Annotated in this window: 19 protein-coding genes; 16 read left to right on the forward strand and 3 right to left on the reverse strand. The window is 59.6% G+C overall.

The window, feature by feature from the left end:
- Positions 1-12: 12 nt before the first annotated feature.
- The 12 genes from atpA to ACE04F_RS09920 all read left to right on the forward strand — a co-directional run bounded on the left by atpA (position 13) and on the right by ACE04F_RS09920 (position 14,892).
- The gene (atpA, locus tag ACE04F_RS09865; protein ID WP_305497743.1) at positions 13-1,557 is read left to right on the forward strand and encodes a F0F1 ATP synthase subunit alpha; all 1,545 of its coding nucleotides are present in this window, start codon (positions 13-15) and stop codon (positions 1,555-1,557) included.
- Between the two features lie 50 nt (positions 1,558-1,607).
- Complete coding sequence (atpG, locus tag ACE04F_RS09870; RefSeq protein ID WP_072397487.1) at positions 1,608-2,468, forward strand: F0F1 ATP synthase subunit gamma; 861 nt, start codon at positions 1,608-1,610, stop codon at positions 2,466-2,468.
- Between the two features lie 27 nt (positions 2,469-2,495).
- The gene (gene atpD / locus ACE04F_RS09875) at positions 2,496-3,872 is read left to right on the forward strand and encodes a F0F1 ATP synthase subunit beta (protein ID WP_003187186.1); all 1,377 of its coding nucleotides are present in this window, start codon (positions 2,496-2,498) and stop codon (positions 3,870-3,872) included.
- A gap of 45 nt (positions 3,873-3,917) precedes the next feature.
- A complete protein-coding gene (locus tag ACE04F_RS09880) occupies positions 3,918-4,343 on the forward strand; it encodes a F0F1 ATP synthase subunit epsilon (protein WP_434626886.1) in 426 nt (141 codons plus the stop codon).
- Positions 4,344-4,460: 117 nt separating this feature from the next.
- Positions 4,461-5,828, forward strand: a complete 1,368-nt coding sequence (gene glmU / locus ACE04F_RS09885) for a bifunctional UDP-N-acetylglucosamine diphosphorylase/glucosamine-1-phosphate N-acetyltransferase GlmU (protein WP_486106263.1) — start codon at positions 4,461-4,463, stop codon at positions 5,826-5,828.
- A gap of 213 nt (positions 5,829-6,041) precedes the next feature.
- A complete protein-coding gene (locus ACE04F_RS09890; protein ID WP_434673184.1) occupies positions 6,042-6,818 on the forward strand; it encodes a DeoR/GlpR family DNA-binding transcription regulator in 777 nt (258 codons plus the stop codon).
- A 1-nt stretch (position 6,819) separates the two neighbouring features.
- Entirely contained in the window at positions 6,820-8,652 is a 1,833-nt protein-coding gene (gene glmS / locus ACE04F_RS09895; protein WP_486106266.1) for a glutamine--fructose-6-phosphate transaminase (isomerizing), read from the forward strand.
- 507 nt (positions 8,653-9,159) lie between these two features.
- The gene (locus ACE04F_RS09900; RefSeq protein WP_486106268.1) at positions 9,160-10,131 is read left to right on the forward strand and encodes a tripartite tricarboxylate transporter substrate binding protein; all 972 of its coding nucleotides are present in this window, start codon (positions 9,160-9,162) and stop codon (positions 10,129-10,131) included.
- Positions 10,132-10,207: 76 nt separating this feature from the next.
- A complete protein-coding gene (locus ACE04F_RS09905; protein WP_486106270.1) occupies positions 10,208-10,681 on the forward strand; it encodes a tripartite tricarboxylate transporter TctB family protein in 474 nt (157 codons plus the stop codon).
- Between the two features lie 9 nt (positions 10,682-10,690).
- Positions 10,691-12,211 carry a tripartite tricarboxylate transporter permease gene (locus tag ACE04F_RS09910; RefSeq protein ID WP_046063370.1) on the forward strand — a complete coding sequence of 507 codons (1,521 nt, stop codon included), beginning with the start codon at positions 10,691-10,693 and terminating at the stop codon, positions 12,209-12,211.
- Positions 12,212-12,281: 70 nt separating this feature from the next.
- A complete protein-coding gene (locus tag ACE04F_RS09915; RefSeq protein ID WP_486106272.1) occupies positions 12,282-13,439 on the forward strand; it encodes an L-talarate/galactarate dehydratase in 1,158 nt (385 codons plus the stop codon).
- A gap of 22 nt (positions 13,440-13,461) precedes the next feature.
- Complete coding sequence (locus tag ACE04F_RS09920) at positions 13,462-14,892, forward strand: FAD-binding oxidoreductase (RefSeq protein WP_486106274.1); 1,431 nt, start codon at positions 13,462-13,464, stop codon at positions 14,890-14,892.
- Between the two features lie 38 nt (positions 14,893-14,930).
- Here ACE04F_RS09920 and ACE04F_RS09925 read toward each other — a convergent pair whose 3' ends face one another.
- Together ACE04F_RS09925 and ACE04F_RS09930 are read right to left on the reverse strand one after the other, a co-directional pair.
- Positions 14,931-15,638, reverse strand: a complete 708-nt coding sequence (locus ACE04F_RS09925; protein WP_486106276.1) for an NUDIX hydrolase — start codon at positions 15,636-15,638, stop codon at positions 14,931-14,933.
- Positions 15,628-16,185, reverse strand: coding sequence for an adenylyltransferase/cytidyltransferase family protein (locus ACE04F_RS09930; protein ID WP_486106278.1), 558 nt, complete (start codon positions 16,183-16,185; stop codon positions 15,628-15,630). The genes ACE04F_RS09925 and ACE04F_RS09930 overlap by 11 nt, the downstream gene beginning before the upstream one ends.
- A 181-nt stretch (positions 16,186-16,366) precedes the next feature.
- On the opposite strand from ACE04F_RS09930, the gene ACE04F_RS09935 reads away from it, so the two are divergent.
- From ACE04F_RS09935 to nudK, 4 genes are read left to right on the forward strand one after another with little or no spacing between them, the layout of a single operon-like run.
- Positions 16,367-17,014, forward strand: a complete 648-nt coding sequence (locus ACE04F_RS09935; protein WP_486106280.1) for a nicotinamidase — start codon at positions 16,367-16,369, stop codon at positions 17,012-17,014.
- 9 nt (positions 17,015-17,023) lie between these two features.
- Entirely contained in the window at positions 17,024-18,253 is a 1,230-nt protein-coding gene (gene pncB / locus ACE04F_RS09940) for a nicotinate phosphoribosyltransferase (RefSeq protein ID WP_434654497.1), read from the forward strand.
- 1 nt (position 18,254) lies between these two features.
- Positions 18,255-19,088, forward strand: a complete 834-nt coding sequence (nadE, locus tag ACE04F_RS09945) for an ammonia-dependent NAD(+) synthetase (RefSeq protein WP_486106283.1) — start codon at positions 18,255-18,257, stop codon at positions 19,086-19,088.
- Positions 19,089-19,137: 49 nt separating this feature from the next.
- Positions 19,138-19,734 (forward strand): GDP-mannose pyrophosphatase NudK, encoded by a 597-nt coding sequence (gene nudK, locus ACE04F_RS09950; RefSeq protein ID WP_486106285.1) that lies wholly within the window; start codon positions 19,138-19,140, stop codon positions 19,732-19,734.
- Positions 19,735-19,813: 79 nt separating this feature from the next.
- Here the strand turns inward: nudK and ACE04F_RS09955 are convergent, their stop codons facing one another.
- On the reverse strand, positions 19,814-22,027 hold the full coding sequence (locus tag ACE04F_RS09955; RefSeq protein WP_486106287.1) for an LTA synthase family protein: 2,214 nt from the start codon (positions 22,025-22,027) through the stop codon (positions 19,814-19,816).
- Positions 22,028-22,109: the final 82 nt, after the last annotated feature.

Genomic DNA, 22,109 nt, shown 5'->3' on the forward strand with positions numbered 1-22,109 from the left:
GGCAGCAGAGCAATGCAGCAACTCAATCCTTCCGAAATAAGTGAAATTATCAAGGGCCGCATCGACAAGCTCGATGTGACCTCCCAAGCCCGTAACGAAGGCACTGTCGTCAGCGTATCTGACGGCATCGTGCGGATTCACGGTCTGGCCGACGTCATGTACGGCGAGATGATCGAGTTTCCGGGCGGCGTCTACGGTATGGCCCTCAACCTGGAGCAAGACTCTGTAGGTGCCGTGGTATTGGGCGCGTACACGACGCTGGCTGAAGGCATGAGCGCCAAGTGCACCGGCCGCATCCTCGAGGTTCCAGTCGGTAAGGAACTGCTGGGTCGCGTAGTCGACGCACTGGGTAACCCTGTCGACGGCAAAGGTCCGCTGAACAACACCGAGACCGATGCGGTCGAGAAAGTTGCTCCTGGCGTGATCTGGCGTAAGTCGGTAGACCAGCCTGTACAGACTGGCTACAAGGCTGTCGATGCCATGATCCCGGTCGGCCGTGGCCAGCGTGAGCTGATCATCGGTGACCGTCAGATCGGTAAAACCGCTCTGGCGATCGACGCGATCATCAACCAGAAAGACAGCGGCATTTTCTGCGTCTACGTGGCAATCGGTCAGAAGCAATCGACCATCGCCAACGTGGTTCGCAAGCTGGAAGAAAACGGTGCACTGGCCAACACCATCATCGTTGCCGCCAGCGCCTCTGAATCGGCCGCGCTGCAATTCCTGGCACCGTACTCCGGTTGCACCATGGGCGAATACTTCCGCGACCGCGGTGAAGACGCGCTGATCGTTTATGACGATCTGTCCAAGCAAGCAGTGGCTTACCGCCAGATTTCCCTGCTGCTGCGCCGTCCACCAGGCCGTGAAGCCTACCCAGGCGACGTGTTCTATCTCCACTCCCGTCTGCTGGAGCGCGCATCGCGCGTTTCGGAAGAATACGTAGAGAAGTTCACCAACGGCGCAGTGACTGGCAAGACCGGTTCCCTGACTGCCCTGCCGATCATCGAAACCCAGGCTGGCGACGTTTCCGCGTTCGTTCCGACCAACGTGATTTCCATCACCGACGGTCAGATCTTCCTGGAATCGGCCATGTTCAACTCGGGCATCCGTCCTGCTGTGAACGCCGGTGTTTCGGTATCCCGTGTAGGTGGTGCCGCTCAGACCAAGATCATCAAGAAGCTCTCCGGTGGTATCCGTACCGCCCTGGCTCAGTACCGTGAACTGGCGGCATTCGCCCAGTTCGCTTCTGACCTGGACGAAGCGACCCGTAAGCAACTTGAGCATGGTCAGCGCGTAACCGAGCTGATGAAGCAGAAGCAATACGCGCCAATGTCGATCGCTGACATGTCGCTGTCGCTGTATGCCGCTGAGCGTGGGTTCCTGACTGACATTGAAATCGCCAAAGTCGGCAGCTTCGAGCAAGCGCTGATTGCTTACTTCAACCGCGATCACGCCGATTTGATGGCCAAGATCAACGTGAAGGGTGACTTCAATGACGAAATCGACGCTGGCCTCAAAGCCGGTATCGAGAAGTTCAAGGCCACCCAAACCTGGTAAGCCGCAGCGGGAGCCGCAAGGCTCCCGCTTGCTAACCTGATAGGTGTTACATGGCAGGCGCAAAAGAGATTCGCAGTAAGATTGCGAGCATCAAAAGCACGCAAAAGATTACCAGCGCCATGGAAAAAGTGGCGGTCAGCAAAATGCGCAAGGCACAAATGCGCATGGCTGCTAGCCGTCCTTATGCGGAGCGCATCCGCCAGGTGATTGGTCATCTGGCCAACGCCAACCCGGAGTATCGCCACCCGTTCATGATCGAGCGCGCCATCAAGCGCGTCGGTTACGTTGTGGTGAGCAGTGACCGTGGTCTGTGCGGTGGCTTGAACACCAACCTGTTCAAGGCCCTGGTCAAGGACATGGCGGTAAACCGCGAACAAGGCGTCGAGATCGATCTGTGCGTGGTCGGTAGCAAGGGTGCGGCTTTCTTCCGCAACTTCGGCGGTAACGTCGTCGCTGCTATCAGCCACCTGGGTGAAGAACCGTCGATCAATGACCTGATCGGCAGCGTCAAGGTGATGCTGGATGCTTACCTGGAAGGCCGGATCGACCGCCTGTCCGTGGTATCCAACAAGTTCATCAACACCATGACGCAACAGCCGACCGTGGAGCAGTTGATTCCACTGGTGGCGACCCCGGAACAGGAACTCAAGCACCACTGGGACTATCTCTACGAACCGGATGCCAAGGAGCTGCTCGACGGCTTGATGGTCCGCTACGTGGAGTCGCAGGTGTACCAGGCGGTGGTCGAGAACAACGCAGCTGAACAAGCGGCGCGGATGATCGCGATGAAGAACGCTACCGACAACGCCGGTGATCTGATCAGCGATTTGCAGCTGATCTACAACAAGGCGCGTCAGGCTGCGATCACCCAAGAGATCTCGGAAATCGTCGGCGGCGCTGCCGCGGTTTAACGGTTCAAATATTCAGAGGATCCAGCTATGAGTAGCGGACGTATCGTTCAAATCATCGGCGCCGTTATCGACGTGGAATTCCCACGCGACAGCGTACCGAGCATCTACGACGCCTTGAAGGTTCAAGGCGCCGAAACCACCCTGGAAGTTCAGCAGCAGCTGGGCGACGGCGTGGTTCGTACCATTGCGATGGGCTCCACCGAAGGCTTGAAGCGCGGTCTGGACGTCAACAACACTGGCGCAGCCATCTCCGTACCGGTCGGTAAAGCGACTCTGGGCCGGATCATGGACGTACTGGGCAACCCGATCGACGAAGCTGGCCCGATCGACACCGAAGAGCGCTGGGGCATTCACCGTCCTGCGCCAACCTTCGCTGAGCAAGCGGGTGGCAACGAGCTCCTGGAAACTGGCATCAAGGTTATCGACCTGGTCTGCCCGTTCGCCAAGGGCGGTAAAGTCGGTCTGTTCGGTGGTGCCGGTGTAGGCAAGACCGTAAACATGATGGAACTGATCCGTAACATCGCCATCGAGCACAGCGGTTATTCCGTGTTCGCCGGTGTGGGTGAGCGTACTCGTGAGGGTAACGACTTCTACCACGAGATGAAGGATTCCAACGTTCTGGACAAAGTGGCACTGGTCTACGGCCAGATGAACGAGCCGCCGGGAAACCGTCTGCGCGTAGCCCTGACCGGCCTGACCATGGCCGAGAAGTTCCGTGACGAAGGTAACGACGTTCTGCTGTTCGTCGACAACATCTACCGTTACACCCTGGCCGGTACTGAAGTATCCGCACTGCTGGGCCGTATGCCTTCGGCAGTAGGTTACCAGCCGACCCTGGCTGAAGAGATGGGCGTGCTGCAAGAGCGCATCACTTCGACCAAGCAAGGCTCGATCACCTCGATCCAGGCGGTATACGTACCGGCGGACGACTTGACCGACCCGTCGCCAGCGACCACCTTCGCCCACTTGGACGCCACCGTCGTTCTGTCCCGTGACATCGCTTCCCTGGGTATCTACCCAGCGGTAGACCCACTGGACTCGACTTCGCGCCAACTGGACCCGAACGTGATCGGCCAGGAGCACTACGACACCGCTCGCGGCGTCCAGTACGTGCTGCAGCGTTACAAGGAACTGAAGGACATCATCGCGATCCTGGGTATGGACGAGCTGTCGGAAGCCGACAAGCAGTTGGTAAACCGTGCTCGTAAGATCCAGCGCTTCTTGTCGCAGCCGTTCTTCGTGGCTGAAGTCTTCACCGGTGCCTCGGGTAAATATGTTTCCCTGAAGGACACCATTGCTGGCTTCAAAGGCATCCTCAACGGTGACTACGACCACCTGCCAGAACAAGCGTTCTACATGGTCGGCGGCATCGAAGAAGCGATCGAGAAAGCCAAGAAACTGTAATCCCGGCGCCCGGCAACGGGCGCTAATTTAGGTTGAGGCAATCAGATGGCTATGACAGTCCATTGCGATATCGTCAGTGCGGAAGGGGAAATCTTCTCCGGTCTGGTCGAGTTTGTGGTTGCGCACGGTGATCTGGGTGATCTTGGTATCACCATGGGCCACGCACCGCTGATCACCAGCTTGAAGCCAGGTCCGATTACTCTGACCAAGCAGGGCGGGGACAAGGAGGTGTTCTACATCTCCGGTGGTTTCCTCGAGGTTCAGCCGAACATGGTCAAGGTCCTTGCCGACACCGTGCAACGTGCTGCCGACCTGGACGAAGCCTCCGCTCAGGAAGCCGTCAAGGCTGCCGAGAAGGCCCTGAACGAAAAAGGCGCAGACTTCGACTACGGTTCTGCTGCTGCACGTCTGGCCGAGGCTGCAGCCCAGCTGCGCACCGTCCAGCAGATCCGCAAGAAGTTCGGCGGCTAAGCCGTCCGCTTCGTGTGCGATTGATTAAAAAGGGTAGCCTCGGCTACCCTTTTTTCTTTTCCCGACATCATCATCATCTGGTCGCAGCCGCTGACCACCCAGGATTGGTAGCCAGTCATGTCTCTCGAAATTGTTATTCTTGCCGCCGGTCAAGGCACTCGCATGCGCTCGGCGCTGCCCAAGGTGCTGCACCCGGTAGCCGGCAACTCCATGCTCGGCCATGTTATCCACAGCGCGCGACAACTTGATCCACAGCGCATCCATGTGGTGATCGGCCACGGTGCCGATGCGGTACGTGAGCGCCTGGCGGCGGATGACCTGAATTTCGTGCTGCAGGACAAGCAACTCGGTACAGGTCACGCAGTGGCCCAGGCCGTGCCATTCATCACCGCCGATACCGTGTTGATTCTCTACGGCGATGTGCCGCTGATCGAAGTCGATACGCTGCAACGCCTGCTCAAGCATGTCGGGCCGCAGCAATTGGGCCTGCTCACCGTCGAGTTGGATGACCCGACCGGCTACGGCCGCATCGTACGCAACGCCGAAGGCCAGGTGACTGCCATCGTCGAGCAGAAAGATGCCAATGAAGCCCAGCGCGCGATCACTGAAGGCAACACCGGGATTCTTGCCGTTCCCGCCGAGCGCCTGGGGGATTGGATGAGCCGCTTGTCCAACCACAACGCCCAAGGCGAGTATTACCTCACCGACGTGATCGCCATGGCCGTTGCCGATGGACTGGTGGTCGCCACCGAACAGCCCCTGGACGCGATGGAAGTGCAGGGCGCCAACGATCGCCGGCAACTGGCCGAACTCGAACGCCATTACCAGCTGCGCACCGCCCGCCGCTTGATGGCCCAAGGCGTGACCCTGCGCGACCCGGCCCGTTTTGACGTCCGTGGTGAAGTCAGCGTCGGCCGCGACGTAGTCATCGACATAAACGTCATCCTCGAAGGCAAAGTCGTCATCGAAGACGACGTGGTCATTGGCCCGAACTGCGTCATCAAGGACAGCACCCTGCGCAAAGGCGTGGTGATTAAAGCCAACAGTCATCTCGACGGCGCGGTGATGGGCGAGGGCAGCGACGCCGGCCCGTTTGCTCGCCTGCGCCCGGGCACGGTGCTGGAAGCCCGCGCTCATGTGGGTAACTTTGTCGAGTTGAAGAATGCCCATATGGGCGAAGGCGCCAAGGCCGGGCACCTGACGTACCTGGGCGACGCTGAGATCGGCGCGCGCACCAATATCGGCGCGGGAACCATCACCTGCAACTACGATGGCGCCAACAAGTGGAAAACCGTTCTAGGCGAAGATGTTTTTATCGGTTCCAACAACTCCTTGGTAGCGCCTGTGGATATCTCCAATGGTGCAACTACTGCCGCCGGGTCTACCCTGACCCAGAATGTGGATAACGGCCAATTGGCAGTTGGACGCGCCCGCCAGCGCAACATCGACGGCTGGAAGCGACCAGAGAAAATCAAGAAATCGTAAAAGTTATCCACAGTCCATTCTGTGGGAGCGGGGCTGCTCGCGAACACGGTGTGTCAGACAAATACTGCTTTACTGGCTCACCGCTTTCGCGAGCAGGCTCGCTCCCACATGTTTATTAGGGGATTTCTGAATTTTTCTATCGGCGTCTTGACGATATCGCCTCAATAGGTTTTGATTGCTTACGTTATCTTTCGAATCGAAACTTAAGCGGCCATGTCCAAGCGCAATACACCACAACGCCGCCACAATATTCTCGCTTTGCTCCAGGAGCAGGGCGAGGTGAGCGTGGATGAGCTGGCCAAGCGCTTCGAAACCTCGGAAGTTACGATTCGCAAGGATCTCGCCGCGTTGGAAACCAATGGCCTGTTGCTGCGCCGCTACGGTGGCGCGGTGCCGATGCCGCAGGAACTGGTCGCCGACAGTGGACAAAGCGTTTCCAAATACAAACAGGCCATCGCCCGAGCCGCCGTGAAGCGGATCCGTGAGCATGCGCGCATCATCATCGACAGCGGCAGTACCACGGCGGCTATGATTCCCGAACTCGGCCAGCAACCGGGGCTGGTGGTCATGACCAATTCCCTGCACGTGGCCAATGCGCTGAGCGAACTGGAGCATGAGCCCGTGCTGTTGATGACCGGCGGTACCTGGGACCCTCACTCCGAGTCGTTCCAGGGCCAGGTCGCCGAGCAGGTGCTGCGCTCCTATGACTTCGACCAGCTGTTCATCGGCGCCGACGGCATCGATCTGGTTCGAGGTACCACCACCTTCAACGAACTGTTGGGCCTGAGCCGTGTGATGGCCGAGGTTGCGCGCGAAGTGATCGTGATGGTGGAGGCCGACAAGATCGGCCGCAAGATCCCCAATCTGGAACTGCCGTGGAGCAGCGTCCATACCCTCATTACCGATGATCGCCTGCCCGTGGAGGCACGCGACCAGATTCAGGCCCGCGGCATCAATCTGATCTGCGCACCTGTCAGCCAGGAGAAATAACATGTGTGGAATTGTCGGCGCCGTTGCTGAGCGCAACATCACGGCCATTTTGCTTGAAGGCCTCAAGCGTCTGGAATATCGCGGCTACGACAGTGCTGGCGTGGCGGTCTTCACCAACGACGAGAAGCTTGAGCGCATGCGGCGTCCGGGCAAGGTCAGTGAACTGGAACGGGCCTTGGATGCCGAGCCGCTGATCGGTCGCCTGGGCATCGCCCATACCCGTTGGGCCACCCATGGTGCGCCGTGCGAGCGTAACGCCCATCCGCACTTCTCCGGCGACCTGGCCGTGGTGCACAACGGCATCATCGAAAACTATGAGGCGTTGCGCGAACAGCTGAAGGCGCTTGGTTATGTCTTTACTTCGGACACCGACACCGAAGTCATTGCCCATTTGCTCACCCACAAACTCAAGGACCTGGCGGACCTGACCGTAGCGCTCAAGGCCACGGTCAAGGAACTGCATGGCGCTTATGGCCTGGCGGTCATCAGCGCGAAACAACCGGATCGCCTGGTGGCGGCCCGCAGTGGCAGCCCGCTGGTGATCGGCCTGGGCCTGGGGGAAAATTTCCTGGCATCCGACCAATTGGCGCTGCGTCAGGTGACTGACCGCTTCATGTACCTGGAAGAGGGCGATATTGCCGAGATTCACCGCGATAGCGTGCAGATCTGGAACCTTGAGGGTAAGGAAGTCGAGCGCGAGGTCGTCCAGTACCGCGACGGTGCCGAAGCAGCCGACAAAGGTGAGTTCCGCCATTACATGCTCAAGGAAATCCACGAGCAACCGGCCGTCGTGCAGCGCACCCTTGAAGGCCGCCTGAGTCACGAGCAGGTGCTGGTCCAGGCCTTTGGTCCGCAGGCCGCCGAGCTGTTCGCCAAGGTGCGCAACGTGCAGATCGTGGCGTGCGGCACCAGCTATCACGCCGGCATGGTCGCCCGTTACTGGCTTGAGGAGCTGGCGGGTATCCCTTGCCAGGTTGAAGTCGCCAGCGAGTTCCGCTATCGCAAGGTGGTCGTGCAGCCAGACACTCTGTTCGTGACCATTTCCCAGTCCGGCGAAACCGCCGATACCCTGGCAGCGCTGCGTAACGCCAAGGAACTGGGCTTCCTCGCCAGTCTGGCGATCTGCAACGTCGGCATCAGCTCGCTGGTGCGCGAATCCGACCTGACCCTGCTGACCCAGGCCGGTCGCGAGATCGGCGTGGCGTCGACCAAAGCGTTCACCACCCAACTGGTCGGCCTGCTGCTGTTGACCCTGTCCCTGGGCCAGGTACGCGGCACGCTCCAACAGGGCGTCGAGGCCAAGCTGGTCGAAGAACTGCGCCGCCTGCCGGCCCGCCTGGGGGAGGCCTTGGCAATGGACAGCACCGTGGAAAAAATCGCCGAGCTGTTTGCCGAGAAGAATCACACCCTGTTCCTGGGCCGTGGTGCGCAATTCCCAGTGGCGATGGAAGGAGCCTTGAAGCTCAAAGAGATTTCCTACATCCACGCCGAAGCCTACCCGGCCGGCGAACTCAAGCATGGCCCGCTGGCGCTTGTGGATAACGACATGCCAGTGGTCACCGTGGCGCCGAACAACGAACTGCTGGAAAAGCTCAAGTCCAACCTGCAGGAAGTACGCGCCCGTGGTGGCCAGTTGATTGTCTTCGCCGATGAGAAGGCTGGCATGACCAACGGCGAGGGCACCCACGTGGTGCATATGCCGCACATCCACGACATCCTTTCGCCGATTCTCTACACGATTCCGCTGCAGTTGTTGTCGTATTACGTGGCAGTGCTCAAGGGCACTGATGTGGACCAGCCGCGTAACCTGGCGAAATCGGTCACGGTCGAGTAAGGCTGGAGCGCGGGTAAAGGGGTCGGCCGGTCGGCTCTGATCCGATAAGAAAAGACCAACCCCCTGAAATTCAGGGGGTTTTTTTATTGGGGGCAACTAAATATCAATCCGGATTCATGCGGGGAAAGCGATTCGACCACATCGGAGTCATCCGCCCTGTTCGTCGTATTCAAGCTAAGCCCCTGAACAACTGCGTTGACAACGTGCAGCATAGGTGGTGATATCCAGTCATACGACAACGTATGACATCAAAATAATAAAAACGAAAGGCGCAACCATGTTTTCTACATTTGCCGCCCAGCGAACTTGCAATCCATCGGTCCCACGCGTTATCGCCGTGCGCCAGTTACCTTTCCGAAAAGCTCTTTTCGCACTCGCCAGTGCAATCGAATTCCCCGATCTCAACGTCCAGGCAGTCTTGCCTTCCCGCCAGGCATCAGCGCTGGGCGTGTGCGTTTCTCGCTCAACCTCAATCCCACAATGAATGGCAGCACCCGGAGAACAATAATGAAGAAAACACTCTGCGCCTCTTTGATCGCCTCGTTTCTGAGCTTGACCGCTGGTACCGCGATGGCTGCCGACGCCAGCGATTGGCCCAGCCGTCCGGTACAGGTCGTGGTGATCGCCAATGCCGGTGGTGACACCGATTTCAACGCACGGATGATGGCCAAGTACTTCACCAAGGTCACTGGCAAGACCATGGTTGTCACCAACATGGCCGGCGGGGGCGGGACGATTGCCGCCGATGCGGTCAAGAGCGCAGCGCCGGATGGCAATACCATCCTCTTCACGCACACCGGCCAGTTGATCGTCAACGAAGTCGCAGGGCTGTCGGAGGACCGCTTTGATGCGTACGATATTTCCTGCATCGCTGGCGTCGACAAAGGGGCGGTGTTCGTCTCGGCGAAAAGCTCGGGCATCGACAGCCTTGACCAACTGATTGAAAAAGCCAAGGTCAAGCCCGGCACCATCACTTACGGCACCGAGATGGGCAACTTCTCGCACCTGCAAGGCTTGATGTTCGAGAAGCTCGCCGGGGTGAAACTGAAAATGGTCGACAGCGGCACCGTCTCGGAAAAAATCGTCGCCTTGCTCGGCAAGCGCATCGACCTCGGCGCCATCAGCTATGGCTCGGTCCAGGATTACATTTCCAGCGGCAAGATGACTGCCCTGGGCCAGCCCAATGCTGAGCGCAACGCGCTGCTGGGGGACGTCAAGACCTTCAAGGAACAAGGCGTGGACCTGGTCCTGGACAAGCCTTACGTCGTCGCCTTCCCGAAAGGCACCGACCCGGCCATCGTCAAGAAAATGGCCGACACCATGAAAAAAATCACCGAAGAGCCGGAATATGCCGAGGAGCTGAAGAAGTCCTTCAAGCAGCCGGTCAGCTTCCAGGGCCCCGAAGAAGCTGTCGCCACATTGAATAAAACCCGCGACAGCTTCATGCAGTTCAAGGACGAGATGCGTAAAGCGAAATAATTTTGCGTAACGGCTCGGGTGTGAACCGCGTTGGCCAACACCCGAGAACCAGTCCTTCCCTGCGAGAGGAGCCTGTATGGATTCCTATAAAAGAAACGAGCTGATCGCCGGCCTGGCGATGCTCGGCGCTGGCATCGCTTACCTGGTTTTGACCATGAATCTGCCGCGTCGCGGCACGATCGATGCCGCGTTTGTCCCTTGGGTACTCGCCGTCGCGTTGTGCCTGTTGGGCGCGTTGCAATTGTGGGTGTGGCGCAAGCTGCCGGATAAAAGTGCCGAGCCTGTGGAAAAGCCCGAGGCGATCGATTACCCAACCGTCATCAAATCCATGGCATTGGTGCTGCTTTACACGGCGCTGATGCAGCCGCTGGGTTTCGTGATCACGACCGTGCTTTATCTCTATGCCCAGTTCATCGTATTGACCCCGGCGGACGAAAAGGTCAAGCACCTGCAATACGTGCTGATCGCGGTCGTTTCGGCTGTTCTGATCTTTTACATCTTTCGCCATGGCTTCGACTTGCTTCTGCCGGTCGGCCTATTGGATTTCTAGGGGACGGCCATGATTGAACTCATGCAAACAGGCTTCGCAGCCGTACTTACACCCTACGCTTTCCTGATAATCACCCTCGGCGTGGTGGTAGGAATTATCTTCGGTGCGATCCCCGGACTTTCGGCCACGATGGCGATCGCTCTGTTTCTCCCGCTGACTTACTCGATGGGGCCTGGTACTGGCCTGGCGCTGCTGGTGGCGCTTTTCGTTGGCGCCACCTCGGGAGGGCTGATATCGGCGATATTGCTCAACATACCGGGAACGCCGGCCTCCATCGCGACGACGTTCGATGGCTGGCCGCTGATGAAACAAGGCCATGGCGTGAAGGCCCTTGGGATTGGCGTGGTGTTCTCGTTTCTCGGCACGATCTTCAGTATCGCCGCGCTGATGTTCATCGCTCCGATCCTGGCGGAACTGGCCCTGAGCTTTGGCCCGCACGAATATTTTTCCATCGCGATCTTTTCGCTGACATTGATCGCCACGTTGTCCACCGGCTCGCTGGTCAAAGGCTTGTTTGCCGGTGCCTTGGGCTTTGCGTTTTCCACGGTGGGGATCGCCCCGGTCGAGGCGATCCGCCGGTTTACCTTTGACCTGCCGAGCCTCAATGGCGGCTTCGCCATGCTCACGGTCATGATCGGTATGTTCGCGGTTGCCGAGGTGCTGAAGTTCGCCGAAAGCGCACGCCTGAGCCACCGGGCCAAGCCACAGCACGTCAGCATGAAGGGCGTGAAGGGTTTTGGCTTTTCGATGAAGGAATTTGTCGGCCAGTTGCCCAATGCGACCCGTTCATCCCTGATCGGCCTGGGCATCGGCATCTTGCCTGGCATCGGTGCCGGTACGTCGAATATCGTCTCCTACATCGTGGCGAAGAAACGCTCGAAGACACCGGAGGAGTTCGGCAAGGGCAAGATTGACGGCGTGGTCGCCAGCGAGACGGCAAACAACGCCGGCATCGGCGGCGCGATGATTCCCCTGCTGACGCTCGGCATTCCCGGCGATACCACCACGGCGGTCATGCTCGGTGGTTTCATGATCCACGGCATCCAGCCCGGACCGTTGCTGTTCATCAGCCAGGCACCGTTGGTCTATACGATCTTCGCCGCGCTGATCCTCGCTTCCGTGCTGATGCTGGTACTGGAATTCTACGGCCTGCGCATGTTCATCAAGTTGTTGGCGGTGCCCAAGCACATTCTGCTGCCGATCATCCTGGTGCTTTGCGTCGTCGGCGCCTTTGGCTTGAACAGCCGGATCTTCGACGTCTGGGCGGTGTTGCTGTTTGGCTTGCTGGGGTATGGGTTCGTCAAGGCCGGTTTGCCGATTGCACCGTTCATCATCGGTTTCATCCTCGGTCCGATGGCTGAAACCAACTTGCGTCGCGGCTTGATGCTGTCCGATGGCAATTTCGGCGGCTTCCTGACCAATCCCATCTCGGCGGGCTTCCTCATCCTGGCCGCCGCGTCCATCTCCTGGCACCTGGTGACGGTCATTCGCAACCGCAAAAGTGCGGCCATTGAATTGATGCGCAGCTAGCCCATTGCATTCGCTGCTGTAACACGACGCAGTGTTGCGGCAGCCGAACCCAAACGTTCGGAGCATAGCCATGCAAGACACGCCTCAACTGTCTTCCGCCGATGACGACCGCATTGCCTGGGTGCGCGTGGCCTCGGTATTCCTGCCGCTGGCCAACCCCATCAGCGACGCCAAGGTGCTGACCGGTCGGCAAAAACCAATGACCGAAATCGCCATGCTGTTCGTCGAAATCGAAACCAGGGACGGCCACCGAGGCCTGGGGTTCAGCTATTCGAAGCGCGCCGGCGGCCCTGGGCAGTTTGCCCACGCCAGGGAACTCGCCCCCAGCCTCATCGACGAAAACCCCAGCGACATTTCCAAGTTGTGGGACAAGCTCTGCTGGGCCGGCGCCTCGGTGGGGCGCAGCGGCTTGGCGACCCAGGCGATCGGTGCATTCGATGTCGCCCTCTGGGACTTGAAAGCCAAGCGGGCCAATCTTTCCCTGGCGCGTTTGCTGGGCGCTCATCGCGATTCCGTCCAGTGCTACAACACGTCGGGGGGATTCCTGCACACGCCGCTTGATCAATTGATGACCAATACTGACAGCTCCCGGGAAAAGGGTATCGGCGGGATCAAGCTCAAAGTCGGCCAGCCTGACCAGGCGCTGGATCTGCACCGGGTCAGCACCATTCGCAAACACCTGGGGGATAGCTTCCCCTTGATGGTCGATGCCAATCAGCAATGGGACCGACCCACCGCCCAGCGCATGTGCCGTCAGTTGGAAGAATACAACCTGGTCTGGATCGAGGAGCCGCTGGATTGTTATGACGCCGAAGGCCACGCCGCGCTGGCGCAGCAATTCGACACGCCGATCGCCACCGGCGAAATGCTCACCAGCGTTGCCGAGCACTGGGAATTCATCAAGTTGCGCGCTGCCGATTACCTGATGCCTGATGCGCCGCGTGTCGGCGGCATCACGCCTTACCTGAAAGTCCAGGCAGCAGCCGAACAAGCAGGGCTGATGATCGCGCCGCACTTTGCCATGGAACTGCACATCCATCTGGCCGCCACTTACAGCCGCGAGCCGTGGGTGGAACATTTCGAATGGCTGGAGCCATTGTTCAATGAACGCATGGAAACCCGTGACGGAAGAATGCTGGTGCCGACCCGGCCTGGCCTTGGATTGTCCTTGAGCGAACGGGTGGCGGGGTGGACGGCGGACCAGGTCGAGATCGGGCGGCGTCCGTGATCAGGTCAATGAGGAGCACGCCATGGCGTTGAGCCCTGAGTTTATCCACAGCATCGAGCAAGTCGTGGGCGCTGCGGGCGTGGTACGGGATCCGGCGCTCATGGCCAGCTATCTGACAGACTGGCGTAACGCCTATCAAGGCCAGGCCGCGCTCGTGGTCAGGCCCGCGACCACCGAGGAGGTCGCGGCAGTGGTGCAGCTTTGCCACGACGCCAGGGTGGCGCTGGTGCCCCAGGGCGGCAATACCGGTTTGTGCGGTGGCTCGATTCCGGATGCTTCCGGCAGGCAGGTGGTGCTGTCTTTAACCCGGATGAAGCGTATCCGTGAAATCGACCTCGCCAATGAAACCATCACGGTCGAGGCCGGGGTGATCCTGCAGCAACTCCAGGAGGCCGCCAGCCAGGCGGGGCGCTTGTTCCCGCTATCGCTCGGGGCGGAGGGCAGTTGCACGGTGGGTGGCAATCTGGCGACCAACGCTGGCGGCACGGCGGTGCTGCGCTACGGCAACATGCGTGAGCTGACGCTCGGGCTTGAGGTGGTATTGCCGGACGGACGAATCTGGAACGGTTTGCGGGGGTTGCGCAAGGACAACACCGGTTACGATCTCAAGCATCTGTTTATCGGCTCGGAAGGCACGTTGGGCATCATCACTGCGGCGGTGCTGAAACTGTTTCCGGCAACCTGCAGCACGGCGACAGCCTGGGTTGCGCTGCCTTCGCCGCAAGCGGCGGTAGATTTGATTGGCCATGTCCGCAGCCTGTGCGCCGACCGCCTGACGGGCTTCGAGATGATGTCGCGCCAGAGCCTGGATTTTGTCCTCGACCATGTGGCGGGTTGCAGCGATCCCTTGGAGACGAAACATCCCTGGTACGCGTTGATTGAATTGCGCGACACGGTGCCCGATGCTCCTTTGACGCTGCTGCTCGAAAACGGCCTGGCCCACGCTTTCGAGCAAGGTTGGGTCATTGATGCGGTATTGGCCAGCAGCCAGGCGCAGGCCGCCGCGCTGTGGGCGCTGCGCGAAGGGATTTCCGAGGCGCAGAATCACGAAGGCCCCAGCCTCAAGCATGACATCAGCGTGCCTGTCAGCCGGATTCCAGAGTTCATCGAGCGTACCGATAAAGCCCTGCAACAGGACTTTCCAGGCGTGCGCATCGTTTCCTATGGCCACATGGGCGACGGCAATCTGCACTACAACATCAGCAAGCCGCTCGGCGATGCGGACGCTTCGTTCAAGGCCCGAGAGCAAGCGATCATGCAGGCTATCTACCGGATGACGAGCGCCTTCAATGGCAGCATCAGTGCTGAACATGGGCTGGGGCAAGCCAAGCCCGACGCGGCGGTCCGCTTCAAGGACCCTCTGGAGATGGAGCTGATGCGCGCCATCAAACTCACGCTTGACCCGGCCGGGCTAATGAATCCCGGCAAGGTCTTCACTTCCCATGGCCCTTGATACCTGCATCAGGAAGTTGTGCTGGGCGTACGCACAAGTCACTCCAGAAAACACCGATCAAAAAGATAAACGCTGGCCGGTTTGAGATTTTCCACCGTGCGTTGCGGGCGGCCGCCGTCGCCGGCTTTTTTGCGGCCGGTTTCCTGCAGGTAACCGGCCTCGGTCATCTTCAGCAGACGCTGGCGCATGCTGGTCTTGAGCACCGGACGACCGAGCACCACGGAGAAAATATCCACCGCTTCCGGCGCGCTGAATTCCGGGCCCAGGAACATCAGCGGCAGGCTGCTGTAGAGAGCTTTGGACAACAACCGCTCCTGGACCGCCGCCACCAGGCTGTTGTGATCGAAAGGAAGTTTAATGGAGGCATCAGCGACGTCCTTGAGGGGAAAAAATCCCTGATGCCCGGCGAGCTGAACCGCCTCGTTGGCAATTGCCAGGTAGAACGTCGAGGATGACCAGCAGCGTGGGTCGCGGAACGCGTCGCCGACGGTCCCGACCTGTTCGATCCAGGCCAGCGGCATGCCGACCTTGTTTGAATTGCGCAGGCGCTCCACCGCGTCGTTCAGCGTGAGGTCTTCGACATCCCCATTGACCACGATCCCGGGCAATGCCCAATGGCCGGCGAACGGTTCGGCTTCCCGTCGGTTCAGGAGAATTTCCAGCGCCTGGGTCTCCCGGCAGAAGCGCAGCACGCAGAGGTCGATGGTGTGCAGATAACCGCGCGCGGGGGCTGTGCTAGTGGGCATGTCGATTTCCGTGGTTAGCGTAAAGGTCATAGTTTAACGGGTTCATGCCGGGAGCTATCCAGTGGCTGGGCAGCGGCTTGCCCGAGGCCAGTCGTTCGCGCACCACCGTGCTGCGCACGTGAATTTTTTCGCTTACGCGAAGAATGGAAAAACGCTCAAGCAGTTCCTGGCCGCGATAGAAAGTCGGCAGCAAATCCGCGACATCCTCGCCCACCACCAACGCGATCCGCTTGCCATCCAGGGCCAGGCTGTCGGCGAGGTGGGCGAGCAGGGTGTAGCTGTAGATGGCGCCTTCAACGCCACGGGCCACGACCTGCTCAACCCGGCTTGCGCGCACTTCGGCGTAGCACAGGGGCTGGACGTGTTCGACGATGGATTCCAGCCAGTTCAGGCGAACGTCATAGTCGACCATCTGTTTGCCGTAGGGATGTCGGAAGCTAGGGGCGACCAACACGCGCCTGGCCCGGTTCGAGGCCTCGATCATCACCTGGGCGTGACCGGCATGAGGTGGGTTGAAAGCACCACCATAAACGGCTATTTCGAACATGGTTCATCCTCTTTGGTACGCGACATGTACTTTATCGTAAAAATCATTCATGTAAACCTGATTGGCTTTCAATAGCTGATCGACAGAGAAACCAACCTGATAAAAATTATCTTTCGAGAAGGGCTTGTCATGAAAGTACATCATGTGTACTCTCGTGACCATTGAAGAGGAGAAACCCAGCATGAACAGCCTGACCCGGAAAACAGCTTCCTTCGATGTCGATGCGCAAAGGAGCTTTACGCCGCTGTGCCCTGATGAGCTTCCGGTGCCGGGCGGTGATGAGATTGCCGGAGAGCTGAATTTCATCGCGTCCCTGGCCAGCCTTCGCATCGGCAGCAAGGATGCCCATTCGCCCCTGGCTCCGTGGGTGGTCTCCGATCATTCGCAGATGTTCGTGCCGACCGGGCTCGAGCACGCCGATATCACTTGGGTCAGCCACTGCGTTCCCGGCACCGAAGGTTTCGCCCTGCTGGATCAACTGCCGGCCCCATACGATTACGACTATTTCGTCTGGAAGGGCGTCGAGCCGGATCTGCACCCCTATGGCGCCTGCTACCACGACTTGAACGGCAAGCTCTCCACTGGCGTGATCGAGTACCTGAAAGGTCTGGAAGTGGAGCAGGTGATTGTCGGCGGGTTGGCGCTGGATTTCTGCGTCAAGACCACCGCTCTGCAACTGGCCGCCGCTGGCTTCAAGGTAATCGTCCACCTCCCGGCCTGCCGGGCCATCAGTGAAACGGGGGCCAACCAAGCCATTCAAGCGCTCCAGCAAGCGGGCGTCGCGGTTACCGCCACTCGTGAAGAAACCATCCGCTCGGCAAACGCATAAGGAAAAGCCATGGACAGCGCATTCGATTCAAGCAGCGGCACTATCCAGAGTCTTCTGGACACCGACTACTACACCTTCACCATGATGCAGGCGGTGTTGCACCAGCACCCGAATGTCGAGGTGGAATACCAGTTCATCGTGCGCTCCAAGGAGCGGCTCGCTCACTTGATTCCAGACATTCGTGTCGAACTGGAGAAGCTCGCCGGGTTGCAACTACGCGAAGGGGAGCAGCGGTTTCTGTTCAACAAGCGTTTCCGTGAATACCTGACACCGGATTTTGAACAGTTTCTCGGGCTGTTTCGCTTCAACCTGCGCTACATCCACGTTTCGGAAGTCGACGGCCAACTGCACATTCGCGTCCGTGGGCCGATGCTGCACTGCATCATGTTCGAACAACCGGTATTGGCGATGGTCAGCGAGCTGCGCAATCGTGAGAAGTACCCGGAAGTCGAGTTGGCCGACGTGACTCGCAAGCTGTACCAGAAGTTTGAATGGCTGGAGAAAAATGCCAGTCGTGAAGAACTCGCCGAGTTTCGTGTTTCGGACTTCTCCACCCGCCGGCGGCTGTCATTCAGGGCCCAGCGTGAAGTAGTGAATGTCATGCGCAGCGATTTCCCCGGGGTCTTTGTCGGTACCAGTAACGCTCACCTGGCGTACGAATTCGATCTCCCCCTGATCGGCACAATGGCGCACCAATGGCTGATGGTGCACCAGCAACTTGGCCGGTTGCGTGAAAGCCAGAACGCGGCATTGGAGAACTGGGTGCACGAGTATCGCGGCCGGCTCGGTATCGCGCTGACGGACTGCATCAGTACGGATTTCTTCCTCAAGGATTTCGACCTGTACTTTGCCAAGCTCTATGACGGTCTGCGGCAGGACTCCGGTGACCCGATCGTCTGGGCTGACAAGGTGCTGGGGCGTTATCAGGAGCTGGGCGTCGATGCGCGCACCAAGGACCTGATGTTCTCCGATGGCCTCAATTTCGAAAAATGCCTGCCGATCCTGCGCCATGTTCGCGGCAAGGCGAAATTCGGCTTCGGCATGGGCACCAGCCTGGCCTGCGACGTCGACGGCGTCGAACCGCTGAGCATCGTCATGAAACTGGTGCGGGTGCATGGCGAGCCGGTCGTCAAGTTTTCCGACGATCCGATCAAGAACGTTTGTGAAGACGCCTCATTTTTGCGCTACGCCGCTCAAGTGTTCAATGTCGCCCTGGTCAATCCACAGATGGGAGCCTGATATGACTTCGCTTCAGCAAGAGAGCATTGCCCGGGAGCTGGGCATCGACCGTCAACTGCAACAGGGCGGCGAAGCCGCCGAGATTGCTCGCCGCGTCGAGTTTATAAAGCAGGTGCTGCGTGAGTCGGGTTGCAAGTCTCTGGTGCTGGGAATCAGCGGCGGCGTCGACTCCCTCACAGCCGGCCGTCTTTGCCAGTTGGCGGTGGAGCAATTGCGCGATGATGACTACACGGCGCGGTTTATTGCGGTCCGGTTGCCGTACAAGGCCCAGGCGGACGAGCGAGACGCCCAAGCGTCCCTGGACTTCATCCGGCCGGACTCGATCACCACCAGCAACATCGCTGCTTGTGTTGACGGACTGATGGCGCATATCGCTGTCGACGGCTTGCAGCCTTCGGGCGAACTCATCGACTTCGCCAAGGGCAATGCCAAGGCCCGGGCACGGATGCTGGCCCAATATGCCATTGCCAATCTCAGCAACGGGCTGGTGGTTGGCACCGATCATGGGGCAGAGGCGGTGATGGGATTTTTCACCAAGTTCGGCGACGGTGCCTGCGATCTGGCACCGCTGTCCGGGTTGACCAAAACCCAGGTGCGATTGTTGGCCGACGCGATGGGTGCCCCCGGTTACCTGGTGCGCAAGGCACCGACCGCCGATCTGGAAGACCTGGCACCCGGCAAGTTGGATGAAGTGGCATACGGATGCAGCTACGAGGAAATCGATGCGTACCTGATGGGTGATGCGGTGTCTCCCAAGGCCCGGGAAATTATTGAACGCGCTTACCAGAAAACGGCTCATAAACGCGCATTGCCACGCGTCCCGGCATCACGTTGAATGAGCCGGGTATCGAAGTGAGTTTTCTGGTCCCGAACGGAGTGGGTCAATGACACAGCCAATCAGCACGCAAGACCGTGTATGCATCAAGAATGTCGAAGTCCTCTCGGACAACTGGTACATCCTGCGCAAGACTACCTACGATTACCTCGGCCGCAACGGCCAATGGCGCGAGCTGACGCGCGAAACCTATGACCGTGGCAACGGTGCGACCATCCTGCTTTACAGCAAGGCCAAGCAAACCGTAGTGCTGACCCGGCAATTCCGTTTCCCGGCGTTCGTCAACGGGCACGACGGCCTGTTGATCGAAACCTGCGCCGGCCTGTTGGACAACGACGATCCGCACACCTGTATCCGCAAGGAAACCCAGGAGGAAACCGGCTATATCGTGCGGGACGTGCGCAAGGTGTTCGAGGCGTTCATGAGCCCAGGGTCGGTGACCGAACGTGTGCATTTTTTCGTCGGTGAGTATTCCGACGAGGACAAGCAGCACGAAGGTGGCGGGCTTGAGGCCGAGGGCGAGGAAATCGAGGTGCTGGAAATGCCTCTCGATCAAGCCTTGGGCATGATCGAAACCGGCGAGATCTGCGACGGCAAGACCATCATGTTGCTGCAGTACGCCAAATTGCATCGGTTGCTGGATTGATCCGGTTGGCCCGCGCGGCGCCGAATCGCCCGCGACAGGCGTCGATTTATCCACAAGCGCCACGTTTGCCCGTTGCTGTTCAGCTGGACTGGGCCTCGCTGTCGTCCTGCATATCGTCCAGGTACTCCGGCTGGTCCGTCTGTTCCAGCAGTTCGGTGACGACACTGAAGTCGCTGATTTCGATCGCGCCCGTGCCATGGCCGAGCAAGTGGAAGGAAAACGCCTTGCGCGGTTGCGGGTTGTCGAAATGGATGTCCATCACCAGCGGTTGATCGGCGGTTACCGTCACGTCGGTGGGCAAGTCCATTGTCACGTCCTGCTCGAACTCCTTGGCCTTGAGGGAAATGTAGGCGGCGTGATGGTTTTCCACGGCGCGAATCGTCAGGCTGACACGGGTGCGCGTGCCCTTGGGCATTTCCAGGTATTGGGCGCCGATCAGGTTGTCGGTCCAGTCGTTGGAGACCTGGGCGGGAAGGGTGATTTTCTCCGCGCTGCCGAACTGATAATGCTGGTTCACCGATGAACTCAGCAGCGTCTGGTCCAGGGCGGTAGCCCGGGCGCTGATCAGCCTTGCGCGTTGGCCGCTGTATTGTCCCTGGTACGTGGCGCGGTCGGCGATGAAGCCTGCGCTGGCGTAATACCGGCAGCGCTGCTGGAAATCGCATTCGGTAAAGGTGCCCTTGCCATCGTGGTAGCGCAGCTTGCCGTTGGTGAACGACATGATTTCCCGGCCCGTCGCATAGTCCCTGAACAGGGAGCGGCCGGATAAAGACGTGGGCACCGCGAACCCGAAGTAATCGAGGATCGATGCGCTCAGGTCGACATGGCCATGGACGCCTTGCTTGATTCGCGGCAAGGGCTCCGGCGCCAGCGTCAGGTTGAAGCCCCAGGACGATGCCAGGCGCACATCGTCGATGCCATGGGATTCGTCCGAGGTGATGACCACCAGGGTATTTTCCAGGATGCCCTGGTGTTCCAGGCTCGTCAGGAAGCTGTCCAGCGCGTCGTCCAGATAACCGACGGCGGCCTGTTTGGCGGTGTCGTAGCGCTCCAGGTAGTCATCTGGCGCCGAGTACGGCTGATGCGTGCCCACGGTCAGCAGGGTGAGCATCCAGGGTTTGTCTGCCTGTTGCAGTTGTCCGACGTAGTCCAGCGCGCCTTCGAAAAAGGTCTTGTCGTCCTTGCCCCAGGGAAACTCGAGGTAGGCCGGTCGGGTGAACCACTCCATGCCCAGGGTCGTGTCGAAGCCGATATGCGGCATGATCCGGTCCTTGGCCATGAACCGCAGGCCGGCACCCTGCAGGAAATGAGTCGAGAAGCCGTGCTTGCGCAATTGGGCCGGCAGGCAGGCCTGGTTGCGTTGGCGCTGGTTGAGCATTTCGACGCCCTTGGGCGTGCCGTCGTCGAGCTTGTCGTAGTCACCGCAGAGCATTGCGTACAGGCCACGGATGGTCTGGTGGCTGTGCAGCACGTAGTCGGGGGTGTTCATGCCGCGCTCGGCCCAGGTGCTGAGGCGTGGCATCAGGTTTTCCTGATAACTGCTTTTCAGCGCTTGGCGGTTGGTTTCCAGATAGGCACCGGGAATACCCTCCAGGGCGATGATCAGCACATTGCGCGCGCTACCCGGCTCGGTGAGCAGTTTCTGCCCATCCAGATCGAGCCGGGTAAGCCCTTGCATCGGTGACGCCGGGTCCGGCGTATCACCTGCGAGCCATTGTTCGAAGTGCTCCTGGCCGGCGGCGATGCCGGCCGTCATCAACTGATGAGGCAGGTTGAACAGATTCCACTGGTCTGCCTCGCTGGGCCGCCAGGTTTGCGCCGTGCCGTGGGCCAGGAAAAACACCATGGGGATCGCCCAGGCGTGGCGGGGCAAGGGAGGTGCCTGGCGGCTCCGATTGGCCCATCGGCTGGCCAGCCAGAGCGTCAGGGCCGCCAGCATGATCGCGGCGAGCCAAGGATGCGCGAAGCCACCGCTGGTGGAATTCTCGACGAATTGCGGATCGACCAGGTACTGGATATCCGCGGGCGTGGGCATCCTTCCGACGGCATTGACCAATTCGACACTGGCCAGGGTCAGCGCACACCAGGCCAGCAAAACCGGCAATGCCAGCCACCAGGGGCGTTGATGCAAGAGCACGATCAACAAAGTGCCGATGGCCATGTCCGACAGATAGCCCAGCGGGTCGGACCAGCCGAGCAGGAGGCGCAGGCCCAGTGGCACCAGGAGCACGTATCCGGCCAGGGCGCAGATGGCAGCGTGGGGGTGGGTCAGAGCTCGGTAAAAAAAATTCACGGAAACGGGCCTTTCGGTTAAATCAATCCATCTAACATCGCGCAACTCTGGTGGGAGCGAGCCTGCTCGCGAACATTGGTTG

The sequence above is a fragment of the Pseudomonas sp. AGC41 genome, assembly GCF_057334555.1.

What these genes read in the sequence shown, in the direction of transcription:
- atpA (WP_305497743.1), top strand. Translation starts at nt 13, where the DNA reads ATGCAGCAACTCAATCCTTCCGAAATAAGTGAAATTATCAAGGGCCGC.
- ACE04F_RS09920 (WP_486106274.1), top strand. Translation starts at nt 13,462, where the DNA reads ATGGCGTTGAGCCCTGAGTTTATCCACAGCATCGAGCAAGTCGTGGGC.
- ACE04F_RS09880 (WP_434626886.1), top strand. Translation starts at nt 3,918, where the DNA reads ATGGCTATGACAGTCCATTGCGATATCGTCAGTGCGGAAGGGGAAATC.
- ACE04F_RS09905 (WP_486106270.1), top strand. Translation starts at nt 10,208, where the DNA reads ATGGATTCCTATAAAAGAAACGAGCTGATCGCCGGCCTGGCGATGCTC.
- ACE04F_RS09915 (WP_486106272.1), top strand. Translation starts at nt 12,282, where the DNA reads ATGCAAGACACGCCTCAACTGTCTTCCGCCGATGACGACCGCATTGCC.
- ACE04F_RS09925 (WP_486106276.1), bottom strand. Translation starts at nt 15,638, where the DNA reads ATGCCCACTAGCACAGCCCCCGCGCGCGGTTATCTGCACACCATCGAC.
- ACE04F_RS09890 (WP_434673184.1), top strand. Translation starts at nt 6,042, where the DNA reads ATGTCCAAGCGCAATACACCACAACGCCGCCACAATATTCTCGCTTTG.
- atpD (WP_003187186.1), top strand. Translation starts at nt 2,496, where the DNA reads ATGAGTAGCGGACGTATCGTTCAAATCATCGGCGCCGTTATCGACGTG.
- ACE04F_RS09935 (WP_486106280.1), top strand. Translation starts at nt 16,367, where the DNA reads ATGAACAGCCTGACCCGGAAAACAGCTTCCTTCGATGTCGATGCGCAA.
- nudK (WP_486106285.1), top strand. Translation starts at nt 19,138, where the DNA reads ATGACACAGCCAATCAGCACGCAAGACCGTGTATGCATCAAGAATGTC.
- ACE04F_RS09910 (WP_046063370.1), top strand. Translation starts at nt 10,691, where the DNA reads ATGATTGAACTCATGCAAACAGGCTTCGCAGCCGTACTTACACCCTAC.
- glmS (WP_486106266.1), top strand. Translation starts at nt 6,820, where the DNA reads ATGTGTGGAATTGTCGGCGCCGTTGCTGAGCGCAACATCACGGCCATT.
- ACE04F_RS09930 (WP_486106278.1), bottom strand. Translation starts at nt 16,185, where the DNA reads ATGTTCGAAATAGCCGTTTATGGTGGTGCTTTCAACCCACCTCATGCC.
- nadE (WP_486106283.1), top strand. Translation starts at nt 18,255, where the DNA reads ATGACTTCGCTTCAGCAAGAGAGCATTGCCCGGGAGCTGGGCATCGAC.
- glmU (WP_486106263.1), top strand. Translation starts at nt 4,461, where the DNA reads ATGTCTCTCGAAATTGTTATTCTTGCCGCCGGTCAAGGCACTCGCATG.
- ACE04F_RS09900 (WP_486106268.1), top strand. Translation starts at nt 9,160, where the DNA reads ATGAAGAAAACACTCTGCGCCTCTTTGATCGCCTCGTTTCTGAGCTTG.
- pncB (WP_434654497.1), top strand. Translation starts at nt 17,024, where the DNA reads ATGGACAGCGCATTCGATTCAAGCAGCGGCACTATCCAGAGTCTTCTG.
- atpG (WP_072397487.1), top strand. Translation starts at nt 1,608, where the DNA reads ATGGCAGGCGCAAAAGAGATTCGCAGTAAGATTGCGAGCATCAAAAGC.